This window comes from uncultured Merdimmobilis sp. (assembly GCF_902471145.1).
GTDB lineage: Bacteria > Bacillota > Clostridia > Oscillospirales > Ruminococcaceae > Merdimmobilis > Merdimmobilis hominis.
In genome coordinates this window covers 56,334-82,310 of the sequence record NZ_CABRJC010000003.1, presented here as the reverse complement: position 1 = coordinate 82,310, position 25,977 = coordinate 56,334, and the positions used below count along the sequence as shown (strand labels likewise).

General features: G+C 56.2%; 27 protein-coding genes and 1 tRNA gene. 17 read left to right on the top strand and 11 right to left on the bottom strand.

All coding sequences use genetic code 11. The features are described from left to right. Positions 1-107: 107 nt before the first annotated feature. From RDQ42_RS03165 to RDQ42_RS03150, 4 genes are all read right to left on the bottom strand, one after another. The gene (locus RDQ42_RS03165; RefSeq protein ID WP_231358467.1) at positions 108-830 is read right to left on the bottom strand and encodes an amino acid ABC transporter ATP-binding protein; all 723 of its coding nucleotides are present in this window, start codon (positions 828-830) and stop codon (positions 108-110) included. Next, complete coding sequence (locus RDQ42_RS03160) at positions 823-1,497, bottom strand: amino acid ABC transporter permease (RefSeq protein WP_231358466.1); 675 nt, start codon at positions 1,495-1,497, stop codon at positions 823-825. Before RDQ42_RS03160 ends, RDQ42_RS03165 begins: the two co-directional genes overlap by 8 nt. A gap of 100 nt (positions 1,498-1,597) precedes the next feature. After that, a complete protein-coding gene (locus RDQ42_RS03155) occupies positions 1,598-2,476 on the bottom strand; it encodes a transporter substrate-binding domain-containing protein (protein ID WP_231358465.1) in 879 nt (292 codons plus the stop codon). Between the two features lie 44 nt (positions 2,477-2,520). Continuing rightward, a complete protein-coding gene (locus tag RDQ42_RS03150; protein ID WP_071427158.1) occupies positions 2,521-3,708 on the bottom strand; it encodes a M20 family metallopeptidase in 1,188 nt (395 codons plus the stop codon). Positions 3,709-3,942: 234 nt separating this feature from the next. Between RDQ42_RS03150 and RDQ42_RS03145 the strand changes: the two genes are divergently transcribed. Both RDQ42_RS03145 and RDQ42_RS03140 read left to right on the top strand, forming a co-directional pair. After that, positions 3,943-4,764: a polysaccharide deacetylase family protein gene (locus tag RDQ42_RS03145; RefSeq protein WP_071427157.1), complete on the top strand. Its 822-nt coding sequence runs from the start codon at positions 3,943-3,945 to the stop codon at positions 4,762-4,764. Positions 4,765-4,914: 150 nt separating this feature from the next. Further along, positions 4,915-5,280 (top strand): sporulation initiation factor Spo0A C-terminal domain-containing protein, encoded by a 366-nt coding sequence (locus tag RDQ42_RS03140; protein WP_054331056.1) that lies wholly within the window; start codon positions 4,915-4,917, stop codon positions 5,278-5,280. 336 nt (positions 5,281-5,616) lie between these two features. On the opposite strand, the gene RDQ42_RS03135 is transcribed toward RDQ42_RS03140, so the two are convergent. The 3 genes from RDQ42_RS03135 to fba form a co-directional block, all read right to left on the bottom strand. After that, complete coding sequence (locus RDQ42_RS03135; protein WP_054331057.1) at positions 5,617-5,841, bottom strand: hypothetical protein; 225 nt, start codon at positions 5,839-5,841, stop codon at positions 5,617-5,619. A 114-nt stretch (positions 5,842-5,955) separates the two neighbouring features. Next, positions 5,956-6,816 (bottom strand): radical SAM protein, encoded by an 861-nt coding sequence (locus RDQ42_RS03130; protein WP_071427156.1) that lies wholly within the window; start codon positions 6,814-6,816, stop codon positions 5,956-5,958. Positions 6,817-6,896: 80 nt separating this feature from the next. Next, positions 6,897-7,835 (bottom strand): class II fructose-1,6-bisphosphate aldolase, encoded by a 939-nt coding sequence (gene fba, locus RDQ42_RS03125; RefSeq protein WP_054331059.1) that lies wholly within the window; start codon positions 7,833-7,835, stop codon positions 6,897-6,899. Positions 7,836-8,085: 250 nt separating this feature from the next. On the opposite strand from fba, the gene yfcE reads away from it, so the two are divergent. Genes yfcE through cobK form a run of 3 tightly spaced genes read left to right on the top strand, consistent with a single transcriptional unit; the run spans position 8,086 to position 10,197 of the window. Further along, on the top strand, positions 8,086-8,634 hold the full coding sequence (gene yfcE, locus RDQ42_RS03120) for a phosphodiesterase (RefSeq protein ID WP_195254340.1): 549 nt from the start codon (positions 8,086-8,088) through the stop codon (positions 8,632-8,634). Between the two features lie 58 nt (positions 8,635-8,692). Beyond that, positions 8,693-9,448: a hypothetical protein gene (locus tag RDQ42_RS03115; protein WP_308588264.1), complete on the top strand. Its 756-nt coding sequence runs from the start codon at positions 8,693-8,695 to the stop codon at positions 9,446-9,448. Then, positions 9,445-10,197: a precorrin-6A reductase gene (gene cobK / locus RDQ42_RS03110; RefSeq protein WP_071427154.1), complete on the top strand. Its 753-nt coding sequence runs from the start codon at positions 9,445-9,447 to the stop codon at positions 10,195-10,197. Before RDQ42_RS03115 ends, cobK begins: the two co-directional genes overlap by 4 nt. A gap of 169 nt (positions 10,198-10,366) precedes the next feature. Here the strand turns inward: cobK and RDQ42_RS03105 are convergent. Beyond that, a tRNA-Ala gene (locus RDQ42_RS03105) sits at positions 10,367-10,442 on the bottom strand. Between the two features lie 257 nt (positions 10,443-10,699). Between RDQ42_RS03105 and RDQ42_RS03100 the strand changes: the two genes are divergently transcribed. Beyond that, the gene (locus RDQ42_RS03100; RefSeq protein WP_231358459.1) at positions 10,700-11,563 is read left to right on the top strand and encodes a DUF362 domain-containing protein; all 864 of its coding nucleotides are present in this window, start codon (positions 10,700-10,702) and stop codon (positions 11,561-11,563) included. Between the two features lie 183 nt (positions 11,564-11,746). Here RDQ42_RS03100 and RDQ42_RS03095 read toward each other — a convergent pair whose 3' ends face one another. Both RDQ42_RS03095 and RDQ42_RS03090 read right to left on the bottom strand, forming a co-directional pair. Continuing rightward, positions 11,747-13,144, bottom strand: coding sequence for an MATE family efflux transporter (locus tag RDQ42_RS03095; RefSeq protein WP_162273096.1), 1,398 nt, complete (start codon positions 13,142-13,144; stop codon positions 11,747-11,749). 321 nt (positions 13,145-13,465) lie between these two features. Then, the gene (locus RDQ42_RS03090) at positions 13,466-14,104 is read right to left on the bottom strand and encodes a TetR/AcrR family transcriptional regulator (RefSeq protein ID WP_054331065.1); all 639 of its coding nucleotides are present in this window, start codon (positions 14,102-14,104) and stop codon (positions 13,466-13,468) included. A 327-nt stretch (positions 14,105-14,431) separates the two neighbouring features. Here RDQ42_RS03090 and RDQ42_RS03085 point away from each other — a divergent pair, with 327 nt between their 5' ends. Beyond that, positions 14,432-15,487: an FAD-binding protein gene (locus tag RDQ42_RS03085; protein WP_071427152.1), complete on the top strand. Its 1,056-nt coding sequence runs from the start codon at positions 14,432-14,434 to the stop codon at positions 15,485-15,487. A 112-nt stretch (positions 15,488-15,599) separates the two neighbouring features. Here the strand turns inward: RDQ42_RS03085 and RDQ42_RS03080 are convergent, their stop codons facing one another. Then, entirely contained in the window at positions 15,600-18,752 is a 3,153-nt protein-coding gene (locus RDQ42_RS03080) for a UvrD-helicase domain-containing protein (RefSeq protein ID WP_231358458.1), read from the bottom strand. A gap of 201 nt (positions 18,753-18,953) precedes the next feature. Between RDQ42_RS03080 and RDQ42_RS03075 the strand changes: the two genes are divergently transcribed. The 10 genes from RDQ42_RS03075 (at position 18,954) to RDQ42_RS03030 (ending at position 25,965) form a co-directional block, all read left to right on the top strand. Then, the gene (locus RDQ42_RS03075; RefSeq protein WP_231358457.1) at positions 18,954-19,559 is read left to right on the top strand and encodes a GNAT family N-acetyltransferase; all 606 of its coding nucleotides are present in this window, start codon (positions 18,954-18,956) and stop codon (positions 19,557-19,559) included. Positions 19,560-19,586: 27 nt separating this feature from the next. Next, a complete protein-coding gene (locus RDQ42_RS03070; RefSeq protein ID WP_308588260.1) occupies positions 19,587-20,402 on the top strand; it encodes a MerR family transcriptional regulator in 816 nt (271 codons plus the stop codon). Between the two features lie 95 nt (positions 20,403-20,497). Continuing rightward, on the top strand, positions 20,498-21,181 hold the full coding sequence (locus RDQ42_RS03065; RefSeq protein ID WP_054331068.1) for a DUF554 domain-containing protein: 684 nt from the start codon (positions 20,498-20,500) through the stop codon (positions 21,179-21,181). 407 nt (positions 21,182-21,588) lie between these two features. Then, the gene (locus tag RDQ42_RS03060) at positions 21,589-22,446 is read left to right on the top strand and encodes a sigma-E processing peptidase SpoIIGA (RefSeq protein WP_054331069.1); all 858 of its coding nucleotides are present in this window, start codon (positions 21,589-21,591) and stop codon (positions 22,444-22,446) included. 81 nt (positions 22,447-22,527) lie between these two features. Next, the gene (sigE, locus tag RDQ42_RS03055; protein ID WP_054331253.1) at positions 22,528-23,220 is read left to right on the top strand and encodes an RNA polymerase sporulation sigma factor SigE; all 693 of its coding nucleotides are present in this window, start codon (positions 22,528-22,530) and stop codon (positions 23,218-23,220) included. Positions 23,221-23,312: 92 nt separating this feature from the next. Then, positions 23,313-24,083, top strand: coding sequence for an RNA polymerase sporulation sigma factor SigG (gene sigG, locus RDQ42_RS03050; protein ID WP_054331070.1), 771 nt, complete (start codon positions 23,313-23,315; stop codon positions 24,081-24,083). 251 nt (positions 24,084-24,334) lie between these two features. Then, the gene (locus tag RDQ42_RS03045) at positions 24,335-24,472 is read left to right on the top strand and encodes a hypothetical protein (protein WP_162273095.1); all 138 of its coding nucleotides are present in this window, start codon (positions 24,335-24,337) and stop codon (positions 24,470-24,472) included. Beyond that, the gene (locus tag RDQ42_RS03040) at positions 24,472-24,660 is read left to right on the top strand and encodes a GNAT family N-acetyltransferase (protein WP_054331071.1); all 189 of its coding nucleotides are present in this window, start codon (positions 24,472-24,474) and stop codon (positions 24,658-24,660) included. The genes RDQ42_RS03045 and RDQ42_RS03040 overlap by 1 nt, the downstream gene beginning before the upstream one ends. A gap of 168 nt (positions 24,661-24,828) precedes the next feature. Next, complete coding sequence (locus RDQ42_RS03035; RefSeq protein WP_054331072.1) at positions 24,829-25,626, top strand: M55 family metallopeptidase; 798 nt, start codon at positions 24,829-24,831, stop codon at positions 25,624-25,626. A 48-nt stretch (positions 25,627-25,674) separates the two neighbouring features. Next, positions 25,675-25,965, top strand: coding sequence for a YlmC/YmxH family sporulation protein (locus RDQ42_RS03030; protein WP_071427147.1), 291 nt, complete (start codon positions 25,675-25,677; stop codon positions 25,963-25,965). Positions 25,966-25,977: the final 12 nt, after the last annotated feature.

Below are 25,977 nucleotides of genomic sequence, written 5' to 3'. Positions count from 1 at the left end.
CACAACGGGAAAGGGGTGAGAATAGGGGAGCGGTGCGAATAGCGTATAGAAAAACAAGGCCCCCAACCGGTGGGAAGCCCTGTTAAAAGTCTGCACAACAGTGTCGCTTACAGCACCTTGGAGAGAAAGTCGATGGTGCGGAGGTTCTGGGGGTTGTTGAATACAGCTTCGGGGGTGCCCTCTTCTAGGATCCGGCCTTCATCCATAAATAGGATGCGGTCACCAACCTCCCGGGCAAAGCCCATCTCATGGGTGACCACCACCATGGTCATACCGTTTTTGGCAAGATCCTGCATCACCGCCAGCACCTCGCCCACCATCTCCGGGTCAAGGGCGCTGGTGGGTTCATCGAAGAGCATCACCTCCGGCTCCATAGCCAAGGCGCGGGCGATGGCGATCCGCTGTTTCTGTCCGCCGGATAGGGAAGAGGGATAGGCGTCCGCCTTGTCGGAGAGCCCAACCATCTGCAGCAGCTCGTCGGCCTTGCGCCGGGCGTCGGTTTTGGACATCTTCTTGACATGGATGGGGGATACGATGATGTTTTCCCGCACCGTCATGTGGGGAAAGAGGTTGAACTGCTGGAACACCATACCCATCCGGGTACGGATGGCGTTGACATCGGTCTTGGGGGCGGTGATCTCCTGCCCGTCAAAGAGGATGGAGCCGCTGTCCGGGGTTTCCAGCAGGTTGAGGCAGCGCAGGAAGGTGGATTTCCCCGAGCCGGAAGGCCCGATGACCACCACTACTTCCCCTTTGGCCACTTGGGTGGAGATGTCCCGGAGCACATGGTTTTTGGCAAAGCTCTTGTTTAAGTTGGCGACTTTAATCACAGATCTTCATCCTCCGTTCTGCAAAGCTGACCATCCGCCCCAAGGTGAAGGTGAGCACCAGATAGAAGAGGGCGGACACCATCAGCGGCTCCAGGGAGAGGTAGGTGGCACCTTGCACTACTTTGGCGGAGTAGGTTAGTTCACCCACACCCAGCACATAGGCCATGGAGGAACCTTTGATGATGGATACAAACTCATTGCCCAAGGCGGGCAGGATGTTTTTGATGGCTTGGGGCATGATGACCAGCCGCATGCTCTGCATCCGGGTCATACCCAGGCAGCGGGCAGCTTCCTCTTGTCCAGGGTCCACTGCCTGGATACCAGCGCGGATGATCTCGGAGACATAGACGCTGGAGTTAAGGGTGATGGCCAGAACCACAGCGTTGGCGGCGGATAGATCCCACCCAAACATCATTTTAAAGCCAGAGAAGGCGATGAGGATTTGCAGCAGCACCGGGGTGCCGCGCATCACTTCGATGAAGATTGTAGAGACCACCCAAAGGGGACGCACCTTTAAGATGGAAAAACGGGATGTGCGCATCCAGTAAACCAGGATGCCGATGAGCGTTGCGCCGATCACCGCCCAGACAGAGAGGACGATAGTCAGCTTTAAGCCGCTGATAAACTTGGGCAGATAATCTGCCACAAAGCTAAAGTTGAGTTTCATGGAATGTAGCCCTCCTGCGAGATTTCAGGGCAGCACTCTGCCCAAGAAAGGGTGCAGGATAACCCGCCTAAGTGGATTATCCTGCAAAAGGGGTATTTTGTTATGCTTCTTCCGCGCTGACATTGTTGGCTGCAATTTCGCAGGCGCGGTTCATAAATTCGTCGATCTTGCCCTCGTCTTTCAGGCGGATGATGGTGGAATCCAGTTGGGCTTTCAGAGCATCAGAGCCTTTGCGGATGCCCACCGCTGCACCGGGGGAGTTGAGGAAATCAAGGTCAAACTCAGAGCCTTCGGCGACGGTGAATTCCGGGTTGGCCGCCATGGCCTGTTTGCAGACGATGTCAGCGGTGACCAGCGCATCGATCTGATCGGCCTTGAGGGCCAGCATCAAGGTGTTCATGCTCTCGATGAGCATGTATTCGTCGTCGGGTTTGTCAGGGAAGGCGTTGTTAACCGCCTGCTGCTGTAGGCTGGAGAGCTGGACCCCCAATTTTTTGTCCTTCAGGTCATCTAGGGTCTTGTATTGGCCGGCGTTTTTCTTGTTGATCATCGCCACAGTTTTGCTCTTGTAGTAGGGTTCGGAAAAATCGATCTGCTCCCGCCGTTTTTCGGTGGCGGACAGGCCAGAGATCAGGATGTCCACCTGCCCGGCGTTGAGGGCGGTGATCAGCGCGTCGAAGGCCAGCTCTTTGATTTCCAGCTCCACCCCCATGTCGTCGGCGATGGCTTGGGCAATTTCGATGTCCATGCCCACCAGCTTATCCTCACCGTTTTCCATGATGTGGAACTCATAGGGGGCGAATTCGGCGTTCATGCCGACGATCAGTTTTCCCCGCTTCTGAATATCGGAGAGGGAGGTGTCCTCCCCTTCACTGGATTCTCCGGAACTGGAGGAAGAGTCTCCGCCGCAAGCGGTGAGGGAGAGTGCCAGGGTGGCAGCCAAAAAGCCAGCTGCAAAGCGTTTCCATACAGTTTTCATGGTCATATTCTCCTTCTATCATTGGGAAGGGGACCGCGGGGGAGTTACCGGTTTAAGAAATCAACCGCTCCCTGGGCGAGCAGCGCGGTGCCCTCGTATAAAATCGAATCGTCAAGGACAAAACGGGCGTTGTGGCCGGGGTAGATTTCCCCATCCACAAAGGGGGCGGGGTTGTATAGCCGGAAGAAGCAGCCGGGCACCTTCTGGTAGAAGAAGCCAGCGTCCTCACCACCCATGGCCTGTTCGGTATACAGCTTCACCTTGTCATCGCCAAGCAGGTTCTTTGCGGTGGCGATCATGCCGTCGGTCATGGACTGCTCATTGAACACCGGGGGATAGCCGTAGTCAAATTTCAGTTCATAATCAGCGCGCATAGCCATGCAGGTGCCTTTGAGGATCTCGTCGATCCGCTGGAAGACAAACGCCCGGGTCTCCATGTCGCTGTTGCGGACGGTGCCGCGGATGTACACCTCGTCGGGGATGATGTTCTCGGCCCCCCGGCCGGCCTGCACGGTGGCCAGTGTGATGACCGCCGCCTTTCCGGGCTTGACCTCCCGGCTGATGATGTATTGCAGGTTGTTGATCACCAAGGCTGCCACCGCCACGGGGTCGACACAGAGGTGGGGCTGGGCTCCATGGCCGCCTTTTCCGAAGATGCGGATGTCAATCTGATCATCCGCCGCGGTGATATTGCCGTATTTGACTAACATATCCCCGTTCTGATAGCCCATACCCGGGGTGCGGTCGCAGTGGAGGGCCAGGATGGCGTCCACCTTGGGGTTTTCCAGCACGCCGTCTTCAATCATGGGGGCGGCGCCGCCGGGGCCCTCTTCTGCAGGCTGGAACAGCAGTTTAACCTGGCCGTTCAGCTCGTCCTCATGGGCTTTGAGAATTTTGGCTACGCCCAGCAACATGGCAGTGTGGGCATCATGGCCACAAGCGTGCATATATTCATTTTCCGATTTGAAATCGCTCTCCACAAGTTCCTTTATGGGCAATGCGTCCATGTCGGCCCGCAGGGCGATGGTTTTGCCGGTGGGTTTGCCTAAGAGGACCACGATGCCGGAATGTCGCTCAAACAGCTGGTAGGAAATGCCCATCTCGTCCAAACGGGCGGTGACGTATGCCGCAGTTTTGGGGAGGTTCAGGCCGATCTCCGGGATGCGGTGCAGGTCTCTGCGCCAGCCGGTGATCTCATCTGCAATTTCTTTTGCCAGTGTCAGCGCGTTCATAATGGTACCTCTCTTTCTCACAGATGCTTTAGTCTGCTAACATGGTAAAATAATAGCATATAAAAGCAGGTTTGTCAATTCCACGGCCTTGGTTTCTAAATTTTTCGGAAATATGAGAAGAGAATCCTAGTTTTCCACTGCGATATCGGTCGAATTATCTAAAATTCTTCGAGATCATTCATGAAAGAATCCCCCAAGGCATATTGTTTTTTCAAAGGGAAAGGGGGAGGTTCTATGCGGATTTGGGTGATCGGCCGCCGGGAAAGTGCCCGGATGCTCGCCTTGATTGGGGTGATATTGGCGGTGCTGTTTTTAGGAGGAAACTTTTTCCGGGGCGTACAGGCAACGGCCGCATCCAAACGGCAGCTGCCTATCTACTCGGTGGAGCGGGAGGGAAAGACCATCTCTCTGGGGATCAACTGTGCTTGGGACAACGCCGACATCCCTCAGCTGCTGGATATTCTGGATAAGGCTGGTGTAAAGGCCACTTTTTTTGTGGTGGGGCAGTGGTGTGACAAATACCCCGAATCGGTCAAAGCCATTGGGGATGCGGGCCACGAGATTGGCAACCACTCTGACCGGCATAAGGATATGACCAAACTGGACCGGGCGGGAATTGTGGAAGAGATTGAGAATGCATCGGATAAGGTGGAGAAGATCACCGGGACCCGGCCCAAGCTGTTCCGAGCCCCTTCTGGCGCCTACAACGACTTGTTGGTGGAGACCGCCCGGGGCCTTGGTTATGAGGTGATTCAATGGGACTGCGATTCCATTGACTGGAAGGGATACACCGCCGACGAAATCTGCAACAAGGTGGAGAAAAAGGCGGGGCCGGGGTCGATTACCCTCTTCCACTCGGGGGCAAAGCATACGGCAGAAGCCTTGCCGCGAGTCATAGAATACCTGAAAGGGGAGGGGTATACCATCCTGCCGGTGTCAGAAATGATCTATTGGGACAACTACGAAATGGATGTCCAGGGAAGGCAGCACCCCCTCCCAAAGGCGCCGGATTCGGGGGAAACCCCCTCCTTCCAACCGGAAAAGGGGAGAAATTAGTTGAATCAGATTAAATTTTGAGGAATTTTATAAAAAATGAGACAAATATCGGAATAGGTGTCGAAATTTCAATTCGTCGATTAATGTCAATAAGAACATTTCTCGTTTCGTTCATCGTATAATCTCTTTAGAAAAAAGGGGAGAGTGCGGATGAACGAAATCAAAGAAGTCCTCAATTACTTTCGGATGCTTCCAAAATACAAAGGTTATTCCTATCTAGAGGATGCTATACAGCTTTGCCGGGAGCACTCGGAGTACTTAACCCAGATCACCAAAGTGGTATACCCTGAGCTGGCAAAGAAATACCACGTCACTCCATGGAGTGTAGAGCGGAACATTCGCACGATCATCGATAAATCCTGGCAGATGGACCGCCGTTTGTGCGAAGGCCAGGAAAGCCGGTACAACAAATTTTTTGAATACAATGTTATTATACGGCCGAGCAATGCGGCGTTTATCTCTATGGTCGTCGTCCGTTTGGAGGAAAATCAAGGGGTGCTGCAGGGTAAGGGCTAATTGGGGATGTAGACCTGATTCCAGATCCGGGCAAAAGGCTGGCAATTTGGGTTTGCCCACTTCCTGAATGGCAACAATCTGTTAAGGGAAACTTCCGCTGTAGAGAAAACGGCTGCCAACGCCGCACAACCAAAGCAGTTGTGCGGCGTTTTTGCAGGTGGGGATGTTAGATTAGGGGAGTTCTAAATGCCGGGAAGAAATTGGCGCAGCTTTTTAGTCTATAGCCGGTTTTCTATATAACAAAAAAACGACACAGCAAACGCTGCGCCGTCTTTTTAAAACAATATTGTGCCCTCTATGGGATTTCCCATAAGGGGCCCTGCAAGTTGTGTAGAATTAGCCTTTGATCATCTTTAAGATCTCATCCGGAGTTTTGCCAGAAGCTTTAATTGCTTTCATCAGTTCTTTATAGGTCTCTTTGGAGCTGGGCTTTAACAATTCATCTTTTTTCTTCTTCAATGTGGCAATACACTTGGTGTGATAGGCAATTTTCTCATCAAGCGCAGCAACCCGCTCCTCTTTGGTGCGAACGTTGCGGGTTCTCTTTTTGGTTTCTTCCATGGCGCTACACTCCTTTATCATTATAATTCTATTATACATAAGAATGTTAAAAAGTAAATATCCCAAATTGAAAAGATGACAAAAAAGAAGATAAAAGGGAAAGTGCCGCAAAAATCAGTGTAATTCCATACCAAACCGTTTTAACATCTGATCCAACTGAGAAACCATCTTTTCTTTATCTTGAGGGAGGGTGCCCGCCACAAGAAAACGATTGGTGGCGTGATCGGTGGCAAATGGGGTTGGAGTGTTTAAATCCAGGTTTTCCAGCAAAGTGCGCAGCTCTAAAAGGAGCTCTGCAAAGTTGGCTTCTTCGAATTCCCCGGAATGAACCCGGCGTTCCAGCTCGGTGGAGGGCATAATGGTCAGGCACATGGGGACAATGGCTACCGATTCCACCTGATTCAGCACGTTTGCAGTGGCCAGGGCGTTCTGGATGCCGCGGCCCCGCCCGCCGATGCCGTACATGATGATGGAGTGGAAGGGGATGCCCGCTTGATTGAGCCGCTTCAGCTGGCGGGCAGCTTCCTCCCCTGTGTGCCCCTTGTGCATCTCCTCTAAAATCTCATCGCAGCCGCTCTCCACCCCGATGTAGAGTTTGCCCAGACCCAAAGCTTTAAGTTCCGCCAGGTCTGCATCGGTTTTATCCGCCACGCTGCGGATGGAGGCGTACATGGATACCGCCTCGCAGAGGGGGAGCCTTTCCCGGATATACCGCAGGATCTCCTTGAGCTTGTCCGCTTTCAGGCAGAAGGACTGCCCTCCCAGCAGAAAGACCCGTTCGGAGCAGGGGCGGTATTCCGACACCTCCCGGATGGACTGCTTGATGTCCAGCAAAGAGACCTCCCGGTATGGGGTATCCTTGTACATGCTGCAGAAGGCGCACTGGTTGTGGGGGCAGCCGTAACTGGCGGGAATGAGGATGGAACGGTTTTCATAGGGGGGATAGTAGATGGGGGCGTCGTAATCAAATGGCATAGAATGGGCCTCTTTTCCAAAAAAGTGAAGAAAAGGAAGAAGGCAGAGAACGCCCTCTGCCTTCTGGAAGGATAATTCGATTACGCTTTGCCGGCGGAGCCGAGGACGTCGCTGATTTTGTGGGCGACCATGGATTTGACGGCGGCGCGGGCAGGGGTCAGGTATTGGCGGGGGTCAAAGTGGCTGGGGTTCTCCAACATGTGCTTGCGGATAGCGGCAGTCATGGCGACCCGGATATCCGAATCAATGTTGATTTTGCAGACAGCCATACCAGCCGCCTGACGGAGCATCTCCTCGGGGATGCCGATGGCGTTGGGCATTGCGCCGCCGCACTCGTTGATCACCTTGACCAGGTCCTGGGGAACGGAGGAAGCGCCGTGGAGCACAATGGGGAAGCCAGGCAGGCGGCGGCTGACCTCTTCCAGGATGTCAAACCGCAGCTGGGGCTTCTGGCCGGGTTTAAATTTGTAAGCGCCGTGGCTGGTGCCGATGGCGATGGCCAGAGAATCCACGCCGGTGCGGGTGACAAACTCTTCCACTTCAGCAGGGTTGGTGTAAGAGGCGTCTTCCGCTTTGACATTGACCGCATCCTCGATGCCAGCTAACTTGCCCAGCTCACCTTCCACCACAACACCGTGGGCGTGGGCGTATTCCACCACCTGTTTGGTCAGGGCGATGTTTTCCTCAAAGCTCTTGGAGGAACCGTCGATCATGACCGAGGAGAATCCGCCGTCGATGCAAGCTTTGCAGATTTCAAAATCCCCGCCGTGGTCCAGGTGCAGGGCAATGGGGATGCCGGCGGTGTCGGCGATAGCGGCCTCCACCAGTTTCATCAGATAGACGTGTTTGGCGTATTTCCGCGCGCCGGCGGAGACCTGCAGAATCACAGGGGAATTGAGCTCGGAAGCCGCTTCGGTAATGCCTTGGACAATCTCCATGTTGTTGACGTTGAACGCGCCGATGGCATACCCGCCATCGTAAGCCTTTTTGAACATTTCGGTTGTGGTGACCAGTGGCATGACAACAACTCCTTTTTATAATTCAGTGTAGGGGCAATCATTATCTCCATTATATCCAGTTTTAGGCAGTTTTTCAATAGAAACCGCCCAACTTCCGCCTGGGAAGGGGAAACCTAAGCAAACTAACCAAAAAGAGAAGGATTTTTTCCAGTATGGGGACAAGGTTCCCGTCGAGATTGGGGGCGGGTTGTCAATCCCTCGAGGTTGACATTCAGCAAGGCCGCCTTTACAATAAGGGGGAGGTGAAACTATGAAATTGATGTTTGTATCGGATATCCACGGCTCCCTCTATTACTGCCGCCTCATGCAGGAGATTTGGCAGGCAGAACAGCCGGACCGTTTGATTTTGTTGGGGGACCTTTTGTACCACGGCCCCCGCAACGACCTGCCCCGGGATTACAATCCAAAAGGGGTCATCGCCATTTTAAATGAGATGAAGGATGAAATCCTCTGCGTGCGGGGCAACTGCGACGCAGAGGTGGATCAGATGGTGCTCCAGTTCCCCATCTTGGCGGATTATTTGATGCTGATGCTGAAAAAGCGGACCTGCATTGTCACCCACGGCCACATCTACAACAAGGACAAGCTCCCTCCGATGAAAAAAGGGGACATCCTTCTCCACGGCCACACCCACCTTCAGGCATTGGAGGACATGGGGGACTACCTCTATATCAACCCCGGCTCCATCTCGCTGCCCAAGGGGGACGATGTCAACAGCTATATGATCTATGAGGACGGCATCTTCACCATTCGGGATTTGGAGGGGCGGCCCATCAAATCTATGACCATTTTCCATTAGCTTATTGGAGGAATCCCCGGAACCACGGGGATTTTTTCAATGGAAAGGGGGAATGCCGGTGACACTGCAGGAATCGCTGGAACTGGCCCAGAAAGAGTCCGCCGGAGGCATTGGCACCTTGGGGGAGCGGACGCTCCACGCCGCGCTGAAATACTACCTCCAGCCGGACCCTGCATTCCACGAGATCAAAGTGGGGCGGTGGGTGGCGGACATCCAGGACAGCTGGGGCATCACCGAGATTCAAACCCGGCAGTTTGGCCGCCTCCAAGCCAAGCTGGAGGCGTTTCTTGCCCTGGGTCCGGTGACGGTGGTGTATCCAGTGGCTGCCCAAAAGCGCCTTTGCTGGATGGACCCGGAGACTGGGGAGACCTCCCCTTGGCACAGGTCCCCTAAGAAAAAGGGGCCGGCTGATGTCCTCTATGAGCTCTATGCCATCCGGGATTTGCTTGGGAACCCCAATCTTTCCATTCGGATTCTCCTGCTGGAAATGGAGGAAATCCGCTATCTCAACGGTTGGAGCCATGACCGGAAACGGGGTTCCACCCGCATGGATCGGGCGCCGGTCTCCCTCTTGGGGGAGGTCACGGTGGGGGCCAAAGTGGGCTATGAGGCTCTCCTTCCAGCTGGGCTGCCGGAGGAGTTCACCTCGAAGGAGTTTGCCAAGGGGGCGGCCCTCAGCCTCCCCTCAGCCCAGCGGGGGCTTCTTCTTCTCCACCAACTGGGGGTGGTGGACCGCCTGGGAAAACAGGGGAGATCCTACCTCTACCGGGCTGTTGAACAACCAAAAACGCCAAGGGAGGAAATAGTTGAATGAAACGGGTGCTGTTGTTCGCCGGAGCCACCGAGGGGCGGGAGCTGGCGGAGTTTTTGACGGGATTCCCAGTGGGGCTGACTGTTTCCACCGCCACTGAATATGGGGCTTCCCTGCTGCCCCGTGGGGAGCGGGTTACCTGCCTGTCCGGCCGGCTGGACCAGGGGGAGATGGAGGGGGTTATCCGCCAGGGAGGCTACCGCTGGGTAGTGGATGCCACCCACCCCTATGCCACCCAGGCAGGGGAGAACATCCGCCGGGCTTGTGAGGCGGTTGGGGTCCCTCTCCTGCGCCTCTCCCGGCAGCTGGATCGGCCTATGGAGGGGGCCATTGCCGTCCCAGATGCGCAAGCCGCAGCCCAGCTTTTAAATCAGATGGAGGGAAAGGCCCTTCTCACCACGGGGAGCAAGGAACTCCCTATCTTTACACAGGTGGAGGATTTTGCCCAGCGGCTGTATCCGCGGGTGCTGCCTTTGCCTGCGGTAGTGGAGGAATGCCTGCGTTTGGGGTATCTGCCCGCCCATATCATCGCCATGCAGGGGCCTTTTTCCCAAGAGTTTAACGCGGCTCTTCTGCGTCAGACTGGGTGCAGCATTCTGGTGACTAAGAACACCGGCGGCCCTGGAGGGTTTGCTGAAAAGCTGTCGGCCGCCCAGGAAGTGGGGGCCCAGGTGATGGTCATCTCTCCTCCTGTGGGGCGGGAGGGGATGACTTTGGAGGAAGCCAAGGCGTTTTTCCAAAGGAAGCTGTAAAGGGAAACAGGGTGGGGAATGTGGACTAAATCTTCCGGGAAAAAGGGGTAACCTATTGAAAAGGGGCAGGCCAATTGGCCTGCCCCAAAAATATTTTGTGTGTTTGTTACTCTTTTAAAGAAAGAACTGGACTTGACACTCGTTTTGCCAAGTCCAGTTCTCTGTTTTTTGGTGGAGACGATCGGGATCGAACCGACTACCTCTTGAATGCCATTCAAGCGCTCTCCCAAGTGAGCTACGCCCCCAAAGCTCTATTATAATACCACAGGTTTTTCCATTTGTCAATCATTACTTTATTGGGTTTTGGGGTTGGCAAATGGAATATTATTATCAGAAAAGCACAAAAACCTATTGACTTAGAGTTGGCTCCAAGTTTTATAATATAGGTAAACGAAGAGGGCGCGGATCCTGCACGGGCAGTTGTGGGGGCGGCGGCTCTTCCTGTAAGGTTGCGCACAGAGAAAAACATCCATATATCATATAGGAAAAGGAGCAATGAATGATGGAAAAAGCAAAAGTCTACTTCACCAAGGAGCTCACTCCTGAGGCAATGGTTAAGATGTATGAGACGCTGGGGGTCAAGCTGCCGGGCAAAGTGGCGGTAAAGCTTCACTCCGGCGAAGTGGGGAACCAGAACTTTATCCGCCCGGCCTTTTTAAAGCCGGTGATCGACCACGTGAACGGCACCATTGTGGAGTGCAACACCGCTTATGAAGGCAAACGCAACACCACAAAAGATCATTGGGAGACCATGAAGCTCCATGGCTGGACCGACATCTGCACTGTGGACATCATGGATGAAGGCGGGGACATGGAGCTGCCCATCCCCAACGGCAAATGGCTCAAAACCAACTATGTGGGCGGCCATTTAAAAAATTACGACTCCATGCTGGTGCTCTCCCACTTTAAAGGCCATCCCATGGGCGGATTTGGCGGCGCGCTGAAAAACATCTCCATCGGCATTGCTTCCGCATACGGCAAAGCGTATATCCATGGAGCCGGCAAGGCTGAAGAGATTTGGACGGCAGACCACGATTCCTTCCTGGAATCGATGGCGGACGCGGACAAATCCATTGTGGATTATTTCGGCGACAAGATTGTCTACATCAATGTGATGTGCAACATGTCGGTGGATTGCGACTGCTGCGCCGTAGCGGAGGACCCCAAGATCAAAGACATCGGTATTCTCTCCTCTACCGACCCGGTGGCATTGGATCAGGCTTGCCTGGATCTGGTGTACCGTTCCGATGATCCCGGCAAGGCGGATCTGATTGAACGCATTGAGTCGAGACACGGCATCCTCACAGTGGAGGCTGCGGCGGCTCTGGGCGTCGGCACCCGGGAGTATGAGCTGATTGAGCTGTAGAAACTGTGTATCTGAATTCACTTTAAAAGCGCGGGAGGCTGTAAAACAGCCTCCCGCGCTTTTGTTCTCCTGAATTTTTAGAATTCTAAAGGAATAGCACAACCGTAGCGGGCCTTGATAAGGTTTTGATCTGTCAAGGCAAATGGGGAAGGCCCCGGAATCCATCCGGGGCCTTTGGTATGTTTATTTCCCTGTTTCTGGTTGCGATCCTTCGGGGAGTTTTTCTGCCTCTAGCTGATGGGTAAGCCGTTTGAGCTGAGGGAACATACAGGCCACAAGGATAAGTGACAGAAGATCAGCGATGGGCTGGGCGGCCAGCACGCCGTTGAATCCGAAGAACCGAGGCAGGATTGTCACCAGGGGAATATACAGAAGGCCCTGGCGCGAGATGGCGATAATAATTCCCTGGACGCCTTTGCCCAGTGCCTGGAAGGCGACCATTATCAAAAAGGACATGGCAAACATGGCGCAGAAGATGGTCTGGGAACGAAGCAGAAGCTCGCCCGCTTGGGTGACCGAGGGGTCAGGAGAGAAGAGGGACATAATCCATTTCCCGCTGAAGAAGCAAGCGGCGCTGATGGACAATGCCACCAGTACTAACATTTTAGCAGAGTAGGCCAGCCCTTCCCGGAACCGCTTGCCATTTTTGGCGCCGGCGCTGAAGGCCAGGATAGGCTGCAGACCCTGGATGAGTCCCAAAAAGATGAAGGTTACAATAATTACCAGTTTTTGGATAACGCTATAAGCGGTGATGTAGATGTCACCGTCAGGCAAACCAGCCATGGCGCTGTTGGTGAAGGCGGAAGCACCGCTGATCAGCGATTGAAACACTGCCATGGGCAGCCCGATGGAGACGAGGTTCCGGTACATAGCCTTGTGATGGTGCACAGCAGAGAAGCGGATTTTTACCAAAGATTTGCCCCGGATGTAGTAGGAAGCCACGCACAAGAGGCTGACTGCCTGAGAAATGGTGGTGGCAATAGATGCGCCAGCAACCCCCAGTCCTAAGCCAAAATCAAAGATGAAGATGGGGTCCAGGATTACATTGAGCAAAGTGCCAATGAGTATGGAATTGGAGGCTACCTTTACAGCGGATTCGCCGCGGGCCGCGTTGTTGAGGCAGGCGGCAGGCATGGTAAACAGGATGCTGACAAACACCCAAACGCCGTATTGCCGCGCATAAGGAAGGACTTCCGCCGAAGCGCCGAAGAGCTTCAGCAGCGGGTCCATACAGAGGAAGGAAACACAGCAGAAAAAGATGCCAAACCCAATCGAGGTGGCCAGGGTAGTGGAGACGATCGAATCCGCCTCTTCTTTTTTGCCTTCGCCCAGTTTGCGGCCAACTAGCACACAGATACCCTGGGAGAGGACCGTCTCAAAGGATTGAAGGAGTACCAGAAGCGGGCTGACAATGCCCACAGCGGCCAAAGCGGCGTTGTTACCCAAAAAACCGATGTACATGGTGTCCACGGCGCTATACACCGACTTGGCGATCATAGTCAAGATTGCGGGGAGGGCCAATGTCCAAAAAGCTTTGGAGATTTTCATCTCCCCCAATATGTAAGATTCCCGATTTTCCATAGTCATAACCTGCGGGCGCCGCAGGAGGAAGTATCCCGTGCCGCGCCCATATCCTTTCTTTCTAGAATGAGTGGATGTAATTGCGTTGAACATTTGTTGAACAAAAAGGCGTAAAAAAATAGCTGAAACAGCTTTTTTGAACCCGCGTACAGGCACACTGTCCCCATGGGATGAGGTCTTAAGCCCACAAAAATACAAGGCGCGCCATGCAGGTGTTCTATGGTGCGCATCCTATTTTGTCTGTATATGCCCAGTTGATAGGGCATTGGCCAGCACTTCAGAGGCCGCTGCATATTGCCTTGCTGTAAAAAACCCCCGGCCTCAAGGGCGAGGGATTTTCCATAAGCTGACCTGATACCGAATCAGCCGCGCCCGCTTTTGGGGATCGCTCAAATGGGGGGGGACGATACCCACCAATTTGGCCATCAAGTGATTTATCATCAAGGCGATGATGGTGTCGGCGGCGCTTTCGTAATCCATTTCCCGGATTTCACCCGCTTCCGCCCGCTGTTTCAGCAGTTCAGGCAGCCAGCGGTACCGGTTTTTGAGGATGGAGTCGATCTCATCCCACGAGATAAATTCCCGGACTTCACCTTCCCGGAAGAAGATTTTGAAGATGTCCAGATTGTCTCGGAGGATTTCGGCGAAGTTGCGGTAGACCTGTTCCAATACAGTTTCCAGAGGGATGCCGTCAAAATTGTCCTCCAGACTGCGCTGGTGGATTTCCTCTAGTATCCGGCGGAAGCTCTCCTCCACAATCACCTGAAAAATCTCCTTTTTGCCGCCGGGGAAGTAGTGGTACAGAAGGCCGTCGGCAAGGCCCACACTGCGGTTGATGCTCCGCACTGGAGTGCCGGAAAAGCCCCTTTCGGCAAAGAGTTTCCGGGCGGAATCCAGCAGCTTTTGTTTGGTTTCTGCGGCCTGTTCCTGCCGCATAGTGGCTTTTTCAGCCCGTGCCAAGGGATCATCTCACTTTCATTATACGTTTGTTCAATGAATAGGATAGCACCGTTTTATCCCAGCGTCAAGGGGAAAGTTGCAAATTTTTCATCAGTGTTTTGTGCTTTCTTCCAAAAATTCCGTGAATATCCCGAAAATTTTCTGGAAAAGATGGGCTAGAATGGCGGGTTTCTTTTAAAATAGGATGTGGTTTCCGCTTGCAGCAGGATTATGGCCATTTGGAAAACTGTGCGGATACTCGACCTCACCCTGATTTCTATGGTACAATGATCGCAAAGCGATTATTGGGGAAGATTGGAAACCGTTGAACAAACAGGAGGGCATGCCATGGAGCAGTTTGACATAGTAGTAGTGGGCGGCGGCCCAGCAGGGGCGACCTTTGCCCGCATTGCCGGGGAAAACCGAAAAATCCTTCTGCTGGATCAAAACGGCCGTCCCAAGCCTTGCGGCGGCCTGCTCTCCCCAGACGCCCAAAAGGCATTGGCCCGGTTTGAAATCACATTGCCCAAGGAAATCCTGGTGGACCCGCAAATCTTCGCCGTCAAAACCATCGACCTGGCCACCTGGAAGGAGCGCCATTACCAGCGGATGTACATCAATCTGGATCGGGAGAAATTTGACCTCTGGCTTCGGTCCATTCTGCCCCCAGGGGTGGAACAGGTCTGCGGCCGGTGTTGTTCCATCCGGCGGCAGGGAGGGGGCTTCCTAGTGGGCTATTCTGCCGGGGGAAGCCTCCACACCGTGTTTGCCAAGCAGTTGGTGGGGGCAGACGGCGCGGGTTCCGTAGTGCGAAGCCAGTGCTTCGGGCCGCTGAAAACCCGGCGGTATGTGGCCATCCAGCAGTGGTTTTTGGCCAAGGATGTGGCAACCCGTCCTTTTTATTCCTGTATCTTTGACCCGGAAACTACCGACTGCTGCGCCTGGACCATCCACAAGGATGAGTACCTGATCTACGGCGGTGCCTTTGCCCCCAAAAGCTGTCGCGCTCAATTTGAACGGCAGAAAGAGAAACTGCGGCAGTATGGCTTCCCCTTTGGGGAGCCAGTCAAGACCGAAGCCTGCCTGGTGCTCCGTCCCAAAAGCCCCAAGAGCTTCTGTTGCGGCGGGGATGGGGTGTTCCTCATTGGGGAGGCAGCCGGATTTATCAGCCCCAGTTCGCTGGAAGGGATCAGCTCCGCCATCAACAGCGCCGTGGCCCTTTGTGAAAGCTTAGGGGAACCTGACCCCCATCGGGCCTACTTCCAAAAAACCCGAAGCCTGCGGTGGAAGCTGCTCCTCAAAAACATCAAGTGCCTGGGGATGTACCAGCCTTTTTTTCGCAGTCTGGTGATGGCCTCCGGGATCACCAGCATCCGGCTTTTTGGAGAGGGAAAAGCCCGCTGACCAGTTGGCGCATGAGCGGGCACCCAGAATACCGCCGTGTGCAGACCGTGGGGACTCGCTCCAAATCGAAAAGCGCCTCCCCATCTCATCGGGATGGGGAGGCGCTTCTGCTTTAAAAGAGGGTCAGCTGTTCCATATTAGCCGAGCGTTTGGGGCCGGCGTGCTCCCGATCCAACTCCCTCAGACCGTTCAGGAAAGGGGAGGGCTCCGGGGAAGTGGTGAGGATCAATTCCTCCCGCGCCCGGGTGATCCCCACAAAGAAGAGCCGCCGTTCCTCCTCTGGGTCCGTGGGATGCTGGGGGGATTCCAGGGGGAGTATCCCGGCTTTTACCCCGCAGAGGAACACCACCGGGAATTCCAATCCTTTGGCGCCGTGGAGGGTCATAAGCCGCACTGCACCGGGGGCATAAGCCTTGCCGGAAGCCCGGCAGAGGTCGCCTTCCCTTCCCAGCAGGAGGGCATCCAACAGGGAGGGCATGGTGGAGTGGAAGGCGGCGGCGTGCAGCAGCTTCTCTACTGGACGGGAGGGTTTTTCCCCACCCAGCAGCCGTTCGAACAGCTTGCGGGGCTTTTCCCGGCAAAAATGGGGGAGGGTGTCCTCCACTGCACGCAGCCACAATTCCAGGTGGCCAAAGCCGGAAAATGCTTCTTTTAGGCTGTCAAGGTCAATTGCTTTACAGCTATTAAAAACCCCTTGAACGCGGGAGATTAAGTCCGCTGGGCAATCCCAGAGTTTGGAGAGGGCCTGTTCCAGCATGGCGGTGTCGCCGGGGTCCTTCATCCAGCGAAAGAAGCTGAGTAGCCCCCGCACTTGGGGGTCACAAAGGTAATCCTCCCGGCCGTAGATGAGGCAGGGGATGCTGTCGTGGCGCAGGCATTTTTCCAGTAAGTCCAGCTGGTGGTGGGTCCGGCAGAGCACCGCAATCTCCGAAAAGGGGTGGTACTCGCTGCGGGCCGCCGCCTGGTCGGACTCCACCATATCCACGCCGCCAGCCATCCGGCTGATCTCCTTGGCGAGGAAGATCCCTTCGGCCATTTCGCTGTCCGCCTCCACCAGCCGCACCCTGGGACCGCCTTCCCGGTTGGGATGGAGCACCCGCCCCTCCCCTGGATTGGGGGCGATGGCGGAAAGGGCACAGGACAGGATTTCCGGGGTGGAGCGGTAGTTTTCAGTCAGGCGGATGGTCCTCAGCTGGGGCAGATCCTCCCGCAGGCGGTCGAAGCACCGGCCTTGGGCGCCCCGGAACCCGTAGATGGACTGGTCTGGATCGCCGATGACAAAGAGGCTTTTTCCCCCTTGGCTCCACTGGCGCACCAGCTGGTATTGTAGGTCGTTGCAGTCCTGGAACTCGTCCACCAGCAGGTGGTGGAAAGCGGGATTCCCACCAAAGTCCTCTTCCAGCGCCCGCCGGAGAAGGTCGTCAAAGTCCAGGAGGCCGGTGGCCTGCTGGCGGCGGCAGTATTCGTCAAAAACATCTTTTTCCAGATCGGAGGGGCAGCCGTTTTTAAGCTGGGAGACCTGGCGGACCAGCTTTTGCGGGGAGCCCTTGCGCCCCAGGTCGGCGAGAAGCTGCTCCCCAAGGGCCAGCGAATCCTCCTCGGTCAGCAGGCGAACTTCCCCCAAAAGCCCCCGGCAGATGGCGTGGAAGGTGCCGATGGTCAGCCCTTTGACCGCTCGTTTGCCGCCCAGTTCCTGTTCCAGCCTCTGGCGCATCTCAGCGGCTGCCTGGTTGGTGAAGGTGACGGCGGTGATCTCTTGGGGTTTGACCCCCTCTTCCCGGATGAGGTGGACCACCCGGGCCACCAAGGTCTTGGTTTTGCCGGTGCCGGGGCCGGCCACCACCGCGACGGCCGGATCGAGACTTTCCACCGCCTCCTGCTGCTGGGGGTTGAGCCCTTGGGCCAGCGGCCGGGGCGCTTCCTGGGCAGGGGGGAGGACTTTGGGGTATTTCACCTGGGATGCCGGTTTCTTTTTGCGGATGAGAGCGGCTTCTGGCGCGCCGAAGAGGGAGACCTGGCCGCTGATGCACTCAATTTCCTCGGGGGAAAGGAGGGAGATGGAACCGTATTCCCCATCGTACCCGGCGGACCGCTCCACCTGACCGAGCCGCATCCGGCGGATGCCTTCGGCCACGCAGGGGCCTGCCGCCTGCTCGATGTCAGAGATGGGGATTTCCCGCAGGATGGCGAATTCGGGGCCCAGTTCCTCCACCAACCGGTCGCAGAGCCGCTGGGTTTTCACCCCCAGGGAGGCCCCAGTGGAGGCGGCGATCACCTCGTCCACGGGGGCGAGGCTTTCAAAGGGCTTGCGGCCCTGGGGCAGAAAACCCGCCGGCCGGTCGGCCAGTTCCTCCACCCGGTGTTCCACCCCGATGGTAATTTTCTTGCCGCAGACCGGGCATTTGCCGCCGTAAGCGATGGTCTCCTGGGGGGTGAGGCAGAGGCCGCAGCTGCGGTGGCCGTCCAGGTGGTATTTGCCTTCCTCGGGGAAGAATTCCAAGGTGCCGGCAAAGCCCTCCCCGGTCTCAATGGCCTTGGAAAGGGCTGGGTAGGTGAGGGGGCAGGTGAGAAGGTTCCCCTCCCGTCCCAGCTTTTGAGGGGAGTGGGCGTCGGAGTTGGAGAGCAGGGTGAACCGGTCCAAGGCGGAGAGACGCCAGTTCATGGGCGGGTCGGAGGAAAGGCCGGTCTCCACCCCGTGGATGTAGGGGGTCAGATCGCCGTAGCACTCCTCCACCGTGTCAAAACCGGAGAAGGCCCCGAACATGGAGAAGTGGGGGGTCCAGATGTGGGCGGGGATGAAGATGGCTTCTGGGCAGGCTTCCAGGGTGATCTCCAGGAGGTCCCGGCTGTCCAGCCCCAGGATGGGCCGCCCATCGGAGTGGATGTTGCCGATGGCCTCCAGCCGCCGGGAGAGGGTGTCCGCCGCCTCCAGGCTGGGAAGGAGGATCAGGTTGTGCACCTTGCGGGTGCGGCCGTTTTTCTTGTAGATGTTGCTGATCTCCCCGGTGACGACAAACCGGGGCGGGGGTGTTTCCCCAGCTATGGAGAGAGGCAGGCGGAATTCCTCTTTTAAGGTGTAGTAGCCATCCTCTGCCGGCGCCAGGCGCTCCTCCAGCTCCTGGCGCCAAGCGGGGTGGGTGAAGTCGCCGGTCCCCACCAGTGCAATGCCCTTGCGCCGGGCCCAGTAGTCCAGGTGGGGGAGGTCGCCGTCCCGGCTGGTAGCCCGGGAGTATTTGGAGTGGATGTGCAGGTCTGCTATGTACATAACAATCCCCCTAACAATGTCAATATGTGTCAACAAAGCCTATGATAGCATCTTTTACGGCCCCCCGCAATGTGAAGAAAGGCTTTTTCAAAGGGGAAATCCCCTTTTTCACGGCAGGGGCTGTCGACTTTTCTGCCCTCTTGTAGTACAATGTTTCCAAATGGGGGCGCTTGACGGCGTCCCCCTAGAGGAGGGCGAAGGATGAGGAACTGTTCCACCGTGGAAAACACCCCGGCGTTGGAGACAGACCGGCTGATACTGCGGCGGTTTGCCCCAGGGGACGAGGATGCCCTGTTTGCCCTTATGAGCGACCGGGAGGTCAACACCTTCCTCCCTTGGTTCCCACTTGTGGAGAGGGCGGAGGCAGAGCGGCTTTTGGGGGAGTATCTGGAATTTTACCACAAGCCTTGGGGATACCGTTACGCCGTCTGCCGAAAAGGGCACGAACAGCCCGTCGGGTATGTCCATCTGGGGGAGGGGGAGCCCTATGATCTCGGCTATGCTATCGCCCGGGAGCATTGGGGAAACGGCATGATCGCCGAGGCCTGCCAGGCGGTGGTGGAACACCTGCGGCAGAGGGGGTCGGTCCCCTACCTAACCGCCACCCACGACCGGGAGAACCCCGCCAGCGGCAGGGTGATGCAAAAACTGGGCATGGCCTACTGCTACTCCTATCAGGAGCAGTGGCAGCCCAAGGGCTTTCCGGTGGTGTTCCGGCTGTATCAGCTCAACCTGGATGGGCGGAGTGACCGGGTCTACCGGGGCTATTGGGAACGCCATCCTATGCATTTTAAAGAGGAGCTGTGAAGGAGCTCTCCAGCGCGAGGAGGAAATATGACAAAAACTTTATTCTCCATCGGGGAGATGGCCAAGCTGTTTGCGATCAGCGTCCCCACGCTGCGGTATTACGATCAAATCGGCCTGCTGCCGCCGGAATACACCGACCCCGCCACCGGCTACCGGTACTACTCCACCCGGCAGTTTGAACGGCTCAACACCATCAAATACCTGAGGGGCCTTTCGGTTCCCATTGGCAAAATCAAATGCGTCTGTGAAAACCGGGAACTACCTGGCCTTGTCGGCCTTTTGCGGGAACAGCAAGGGGAGATTGCCCGGCACCGTCAGGAGTTGGAATTGGCGGAACAGAAGCTGCAAAACCGCCTTGCCCAGCTGGAGGAAGCCCAGACGGGGCAAAGGGAGGTCATCGAGGAGCGCTGGTTCGGCCCCCGCCCTGTAGCGTACCTGCGCCGGGAGATCCCGTTGGATGAGGATTTGGAACTCCCCATCCGGGAGCTGGAGCGGCAGAACCGACTGGAGGCGGCCATGTTTTTGGGGAAGGTGGGGGTGGCAGTCAGCCGGGAGGATCTCCTCACCCGCCGGATGGACCGGTTTTGCGGCATCTTTGTGTTCTTGGAAGGGCGGGAGCAGGCGGAGGCGCAAACCTGCCTTGCGGCATCGGAGTATTTGGTTCTTCGGTTTGGCGGGGTTCATCAGGATGCGGCGTCCTATTACCGGCAGATGCTGGCCTATCTATCGGAGCGGGGGTACCGGTTAGCGGGGGATTCGGTGGAGATTGCCCTTATCGACGGGGGCATCACCGGGGATGAAGCCCAGTTTGTCACCGAACTACAAATCCCTTTTTCCCGGTAAGAGGTTTCCCCGGGAAATTTTTTTGCCTCTCTTGACTCTCTAGCCACTTGAGGGTTTACTCTGTTCCTATACATCAGAAAAAGGAGCGTACCGCTATGATTGGAACCATTGTCAACACCGCCACCATCCTGACCGGGAGCCTCATCGGCAGCGTAGTGAAAAAAGGCATCCGGGAGGAGTATCAGGAGGGGCTTTTTCATGCCATGGGCCTTGCCGCCGTGGGCCTGGGGATCAATTCGGTGGTGCAGAACATGCCCAAAAGCCAGTATCCGGTGCTGTTTATTGTCAGCCTGGCGGTGGGCAGCCTGGTGGGGACTATCCTCAATGTGGATGGCCGGTTCCAAAAGCTGACTGGCAAATTCGCCTCCGGCAACCTGGGGCAGGGGCTCTCCACCGCCATCCTCCTTTTCTGTATGGGGACCTTGTCCATCCTGGGACCGATGGAGAGTGCCCTCCATGGGGACAACACCTTCTTGTTCACCAACGCCACCTTGGATTTTGTCACCTCTATGGTGCTGGCCTCCACCTATGGGGTCGGCATCGCTTTGGCGGCGGTGTTCCTCTTCTGCTGGCAGGGGAGCATCTACCTGGGGGCGGGGATGCTCTCCGGGTTTCTCACTCCGGAACTGCTGACCGAAATTTCAGTGGTAGGCGGGTTCCTCATCGCCAGTTCCGGCCTATCCATCCTGAAAATCAAGGACTGCAAAACCCTCAACTTGCTGCCTGCCCTGTTGGTACCGCCCATCTTCTTCCTGGGGAAGGGGTTGCTGGGTCTATAATCGAATGACAAAAACAGCCGCACAAGCGGCTGTTTTTTATTTTTTGGCAGTTTTAAAGAGATGCGTTGCCACAGTCGCCATTCAGGTGGAATCCGCGGGTGGAAACGGCCCCTAAAAAGCTCCCCGCCAGGAGACGCGCGAAGCCCCAGGAACCCACCGGTGCAAACCTGTTGGCGCGCCGGAGAAAAGCGGCGAAGGGAGGAAAACCGCCCCGAAAGAAGGGGGATTCCACCTTTGGTTTGCCCAAAATAGAGGGTGCAGCCGGTCAAAAAAGCGGGGAATCCGCTGGGGAGGGAAAGGGGCGGCCTTGAGTTTTTTGACAGGATTTTCCCACCGGTTCCGACAGCCTCTGCCCCAGGTCCCGCCCTATAATAGGAGACAGGATTAGAAACACCAAGGAGGCCGCTATGACACAGGTCGTTTATGTGGATGTGCTGCTGGCCATCAATTTTGTGGTCAACTACTTTCTTCTTTTGGGGACTTTCCACCTGGCCCGGCAGCCGGTGGTGCGGCTCCGCCTCTTTTGGGGGGCTCTGCTGGGGGCGGGGTTTTCCCTGGGGATATTCCTCCCCCAGGAAAGCGTGCTGGGCATGGGCCTTTTCCGTTTCGTTGCAGCGGCGGCCATGGTCTTTGTGGCTTTCCCCTTTGGGGGGTGGCGAAAATTCTGCAAGGAGCTGCTGATCTTCTTTTGCAGCTCTTTTTTGTTTGCCGGGGCGATGTTGGGCCTGTGGATGGCCTTCTCCCCCCGGGGGATGATCTACAACAGCGGCGTGGTGTACTTCGACATCCGCCCGGTGACCCTCATCCTCTTTACCGGGGCCGCTTATCTGCTGCTGACGGTATTCCAGCGGATATTCCACCGGGAGCAGGCCGCAGGGGAACGGCTAGCTGCCACCCTGCGCCGGGGGGAGAATCGTTTGGTTCTGCCCGCACTCTTTGACACCGGCAACCACCTGCGGGAGCCTTTTTCCGGGCTGCCTGTGGCACTGTGCAGCCTTTCGGATGTCCTCTCCCTCCTCACGGTGGAGGAGATGGAAGCCATCCAAAAGGGGGAGGGCTATCCACCCAGCCTGCGGCTGATCCCTTACCGGGATGCCACAGGGCCAGGCCTGTTGCCGGCGGTCCGGCTGGATGGCATGGAACTGCTGCGGGAGGGGAGGCATATCCCGGCGGGGGAATGCTTCCTCGCCATTTCCAATGCCCCGGTGGGGGGAGAGGGGTACCGGTTGGTGCTGCCGCTGGAGGTCTCTCACGTGCTGCAATGATCCTTTGGGCCGAAAAGGCTACATTATAGAAGGCAGGTGCTTGCTGGTATGGCAATGGAAACAAAAACAAAGGGCCGCCGGATGCTGGGCTGGCTGCGGGGGATTGTCCTGCGGTTTTTGGCCCATCCGGTCTACTACATCAACGGGCCGGAGACCCTCCCGCCGCCGTTGACCCAGGCAGAAGAGGCGGTGATCTTTGTCAAGCTGGAGAACAACGACGAATCCGCCAAGCAGGAGCTCATTGTCCACAACCTGCGGCTGGTGGTCTACATCGCCCGGAAGTTTGAATCCACCGGCATCGGGGTGGAGGACTTGATCTCCATCGGAACCATCGGCCTGATCAAGGCAGTGAACACCTTCTGCCCCAAGCGAAATATCAAGCTGGCCACCTACGCTTCCCGCTGCATTGAGAATGAAATCCTCATGCACCTGCGCAAATGCCAGTCCCAGAAGAATGAAATTTCCATCGACGAGCCCCTCAACGTGGATTGGGACGGCAACGAGCTGCTTCTATCCGATGTGCTGGGCACCGATTCCGACAGCATCAACCGCCCCATTGAACAGGATGTGGAGCGGGGCATCCTCATGGACGCCATCAACCGGCTGGGGGATCGGGAGCGGACCATCATGCAGCTGCGGTTTGGCATCTTAGACGGCCGGGAGCGGACCCAAAAGGAGGTGGCAGACGTCATCGGCATCTCCCAATCCTACATATCCCGGCTGGAAAAGCGGATCATCAAACGGCTGAAAAAGGATTTGGAAAAATTGGTGTAAGCTGCTCAAAAATTGGAAAACACCGCCCTGCATTTCTCCCCGAGGGACTGCCCATACTGAATTCTGTAGCAATCAGAAAAGGGGATGGGCCGGTGTACATCAACAAAGTGGAAATCTGTGGGGTCAACACATCAAAATTGACGGTGTTGAAAGAAGCGGAGAAGGTAGAGCTTTTGAAGCGGGCCAAAGCGGGGGATGAAGCCGCCCGGGAAGAATTGATCCAAGGCAATCTGCGCCTGGTGCTCAGCGTGGTGCAGAAATTTACCAACCGGGGGGAGAACATGGACGATCTCTTCCAGGTGGGATGCATCGGTCTCATCAAGGCCATCGACAACTTCAACCCGGATTTGATGGTCAAGTTTTCCACCTATGGGGTGCCGATGATCATTGGGGAGATCCGCCGCTACCTGCGGGACAACAACGCCATCCGGGTCAGCCGCTCCATGCGGGACACCGCTTACCGGGCCATGCAGGTCAAAGAGGCGCTGATCGCCGAGAACAACCGGGAGCCCACTGTGGAGGAGATCGCCAAGCGGATGGACGTCCCCAAGGAGGACGTGGTCCTGGCCTTGGAGGCCATTGTGGAGCCAGTTTCCCTGTACGAGCCGGTCTATTCCGACGGCGGGGACACCATCTATGTGGTGGACCAGGTGGGGGACCCTTCCCGGGACACCGACTGGCTGGATGAACTGAGCTTCAAAGACGCCATCACCAACCTGAGCGACCGGGAAAAGCGGATCCTCTCCCTGCGGTTTCTCACCGGAAAGACCCAAGTGGAGGTAGCCAAAGAGGTGGGGATCTCCCAAGCCCAGGTCAGCCGGTTGGAAAAAGGGGCCTTGGATCGGATCAAAAAGCAGATGTGACACGGCTTGAAGCTGTGGGGCGTGGTTCCACATGGGGATATCCTAGCAGATTCCCGCCCGATCTCCCCTTTGACAACCCCCTCTTTGAATAGGATAATAACTGGGTAGACCAGTTGTTGTCCTATTTTTGCTTTTAGGAGGGGTTTTGCGATGGGACGGATTCCCGGGCTAAGGGGGAGGAGTGGGGAAACCCTTTCCCGCCTAGCATTGGAATCGGAGGCCTATTGGGTCTATAGCGGGAATATTTGACGGTGTTTGTGGAGCAATATGGGGTAACCCAGGCGCTCCTGGAAAAGTACCCTGCTTTTGTTCTGGAGCGGGAGGGGGAACTCCTGGGATTTTACGCCTTCTCGCCCAAAGAAGGGGAGCTGGAGTTTTTCTATGCCTAATGGGTCAGGGAGTTGGAAGAAAGCTCTTCGACCACTGTCTGTCCCAGTGCCGGGCGCGGGGGATTTCAAATTTCTCCTTTGTCACCAGCCCCCAAGCGGTGGGGATTTATGGGAAAGTGGGCGCCCAGGTGGTGGGGGAAGTCCCCTCCTCCATCGACGGCCGGCCCATCCCCCGGATGGACGAGTAGATAAGGGGAGGGCAGCGTCTTTGTTTGGTGATACTTTTGGGGAAAATAGGCAACAAGCACAAAAAATATAACAAATTATAGCCAAGATACAGGATGACATTCCACTGGATTTAATTTATAATAAAAATAATTTAATTATTAATTAAAACCGTGAAAGGAGTCTGTGTCATGCGCGTATTTCTCAGTGCAGATATTGAAGGCACCGCAGGGATTGCCCGTTGGGAGGAGGCACGTGCCCAAGAGTCCTGCCATCAGTATTTTAAGGAACAGATGTCCCGAGAAGTGGCGGCCGCTTGCCGTGGGGCGCTGGCTGCGGGAGCAGATGAGGTGGTTATCAAAGACGCCCACGGCCCGGCCAGCACCATCATCCCTTCCTATCTTCCCAAGAACGTCCGGATCATCCGGGGCTGGTTTGGGAGCCCTCAGCTGATGATGGATGGACTGGACAGAACTTTTGACATGGTGGTCTGCACCGGCTATCACTCCGCTGCCAGCTGGGATGGCAACCCCCTTGCGCACACCATCAACGTCTCCAAGGTAGACAGGGTGGCCATCAACGGCGAGACCTGCAGCGAGTTTATGCTCAATGCCTACACCGCTGCTTACCACAACGTTCCCGTGGTGTTCGTCAGCGGGGACAAAAACCTGTGCCAACGCTCCAGTGAGTTCATTCCCGGCCTGACCACTGTCTCCACACTGGAAGGTATTGGAAACGCCAGCCTTTCCATCCACCCCGAAACTGCGGTGGAACAGATTGAAACTGGCGTCAAGGAGGCCGTTTTAGCCCACCGGACTGAAGTGGTAAAGCTTCCCAAGCATTTCTCAGTTGATCTGCGCTTTAAGGAACAGCATTTGGCTTACCGGGCCGCCCAGTTCCCGGGAGCTTCCCTGGCGGAGGCAAAAACTGCCCACTTTGAGTCGGGGGACTACATGGAGGTTCTGCGTTTCCTCTACTTTACCATATAAGCATAACCGGCGTCATTTTCTCATATAGTACAGGGGGAGGTGGCGCTCTTGTATTGCCGAGTGACCGATTTGCGGTACAAAGATGTGGTGAATATGCGGGACGGGATGCGCCTTGGCTGCGTTTGCGATGTGGAGGTGGACACCGCCACCGCCCGGATTGTCAGCCTGGTGATCTTTGGGCGGTACCGGTGGTTTGGGCTTCTGGGCCGAGAGGATGACATCGTCATCAACTGGTGTGACATCCAGCTGATCGGGGAGGACACCATCCTGGTCAACTTTAACTGCCCATCGCCGGGGCCGCGGCCGGGGTTCCGAATGTTCGGCCGGGGAAACCGATAGCCGGCTTCCCGT

Coding starts and splice junctions, on each gene's coding strand:
- RDQ42_RS03040 (WP_054331071.1), top strand. CDS start 24,472: ATGGGTCAGGGAGTTGGAAGAAAGCTCTTCGACCACTGTCTGTCCCAG.
- RDQ42_RS03140 (WP_054331056.1), top strand. CDS start 4,915: ATGAACGAAATCAAAGAAGTCCTCAATTACTTTCGGATGCTTCCAAAA.
- RDQ42_RS03145 (WP_071427157.1), top strand. CDS start 3,943: ATGCGGATTTGGGTGATCGGCCGCCGGGAAAGTGCCCGGATGCTCGCC.
- fba (WP_054331059.1), bottom strand. CDS start 7,835: ATGCCACTGGTCACCACAACCGAAATGTTCAAAAAGGCTTACGATGGC.
- RDQ42_RS03150 (WP_071427158.1), bottom strand. CDS start 3,708: ATGAACGCGCTGACACTGGCAAAAGAAATTGCAGATGAGATCACCGGC.
- RDQ42_RS03160 (WP_231358466.1), bottom strand. CDS start 1,497: ATGAAACTCAACTTTAGCTTTGTGGCAGATTATCTGCCCAAGTTTATC.
- RDQ42_RS03130 (WP_071427156.1), bottom strand. CDS start 6,816: ATGCCATTTGATTACGACGCCCCCATCTACTATCCCCCCTATGAAAAC.
- RDQ42_RS03035 (WP_054331072.1), top strand. CDS start 24,829: ATGCGCGTATTTCTCAGTGCAGATATTGAAGGCACCGCAGGGATTGCC.
- RDQ42_RS03065 (WP_054331068.1), top strand. CDS start 20,498: ATGATTGGAACCATTGTCAACACCGCCACCATCCTGACCGGGAGCCTC.
- RDQ42_RS03100 (WP_231358459.1), top strand. CDS start 10,700: ATGGAAAAAGCAAAAGTCTACTTCACCAAGGAGCTCACTCCTGAGGCA.
- RDQ42_RS03085 (WP_071427152.1), top strand. CDS start 14,432: ATGGAGCAGTTTGACATAGTAGTAGTGGGCGGCGGCCCAGCAGGGGCG.
- RDQ42_RS03155 (WP_231358465.1), bottom strand. CDS start 2,476: ATGAAAACTGTATGGAAACGCTTTGCAGCTGGCTTTTTGGCTGCCACC.
- RDQ42_RS03095 (WP_162273096.1), bottom strand. CDS start 13,144: ATGGAAAATCGGGAATCTTACATATTGGGGGAGATGAAAATCTCCAAA.
- RDQ42_RS03135 (WP_054331057.1), bottom strand. CDS start 5,841: ATGGAAGAAACCAAAAAGAGAACCCGCAACGTTCGCACCAAAGAGGAG.
- sigE (WP_054331253.1), top strand. CDS start 22,528: ATGCTGGGCTGGCTGCGGGGGATTGTCCTGCGGTTTTTGGCCCATCCG.
- yfcE (WP_195254340.1), top strand. CDS start 8,086: ATGAAATTGATGTTTGTATCGGATATCCACGGCTCCCTCTATTACTGC.
- RDQ42_RS03070 (WP_308588260.1), top strand. CDS start 19,587: ATGACAAAAACTTTATTCTCCATCGGGGAGATGGCCAAGCTGTTTGCG.
- RDQ42_RS03075 (WP_231358457.1), top strand. CDS start 18,954: ATGAGGAACTGTTCCACCGTGGAAAACACCCCGGCGTTGGAGACAGAC.
- RDQ42_RS03080 (WP_231358458.1), bottom strand. CDS start 18,752: ATGTACATAGCAGACCTGCACATCCACTCCAAATACTCCCGGGCTACC.
- cobK (WP_071427154.1), top strand. CDS start 9,445: ATGAAACGGGTGCTGTTGTTCGCCGGAGCCACCGAGGGGCGGGAGCTG.
- RDQ42_RS03060 (WP_054331069.1), top strand. CDS start 21,589: ATGACACAGGTCGTTTATGTGGATGTGCTGCTGGCCATCAATTTTGTG.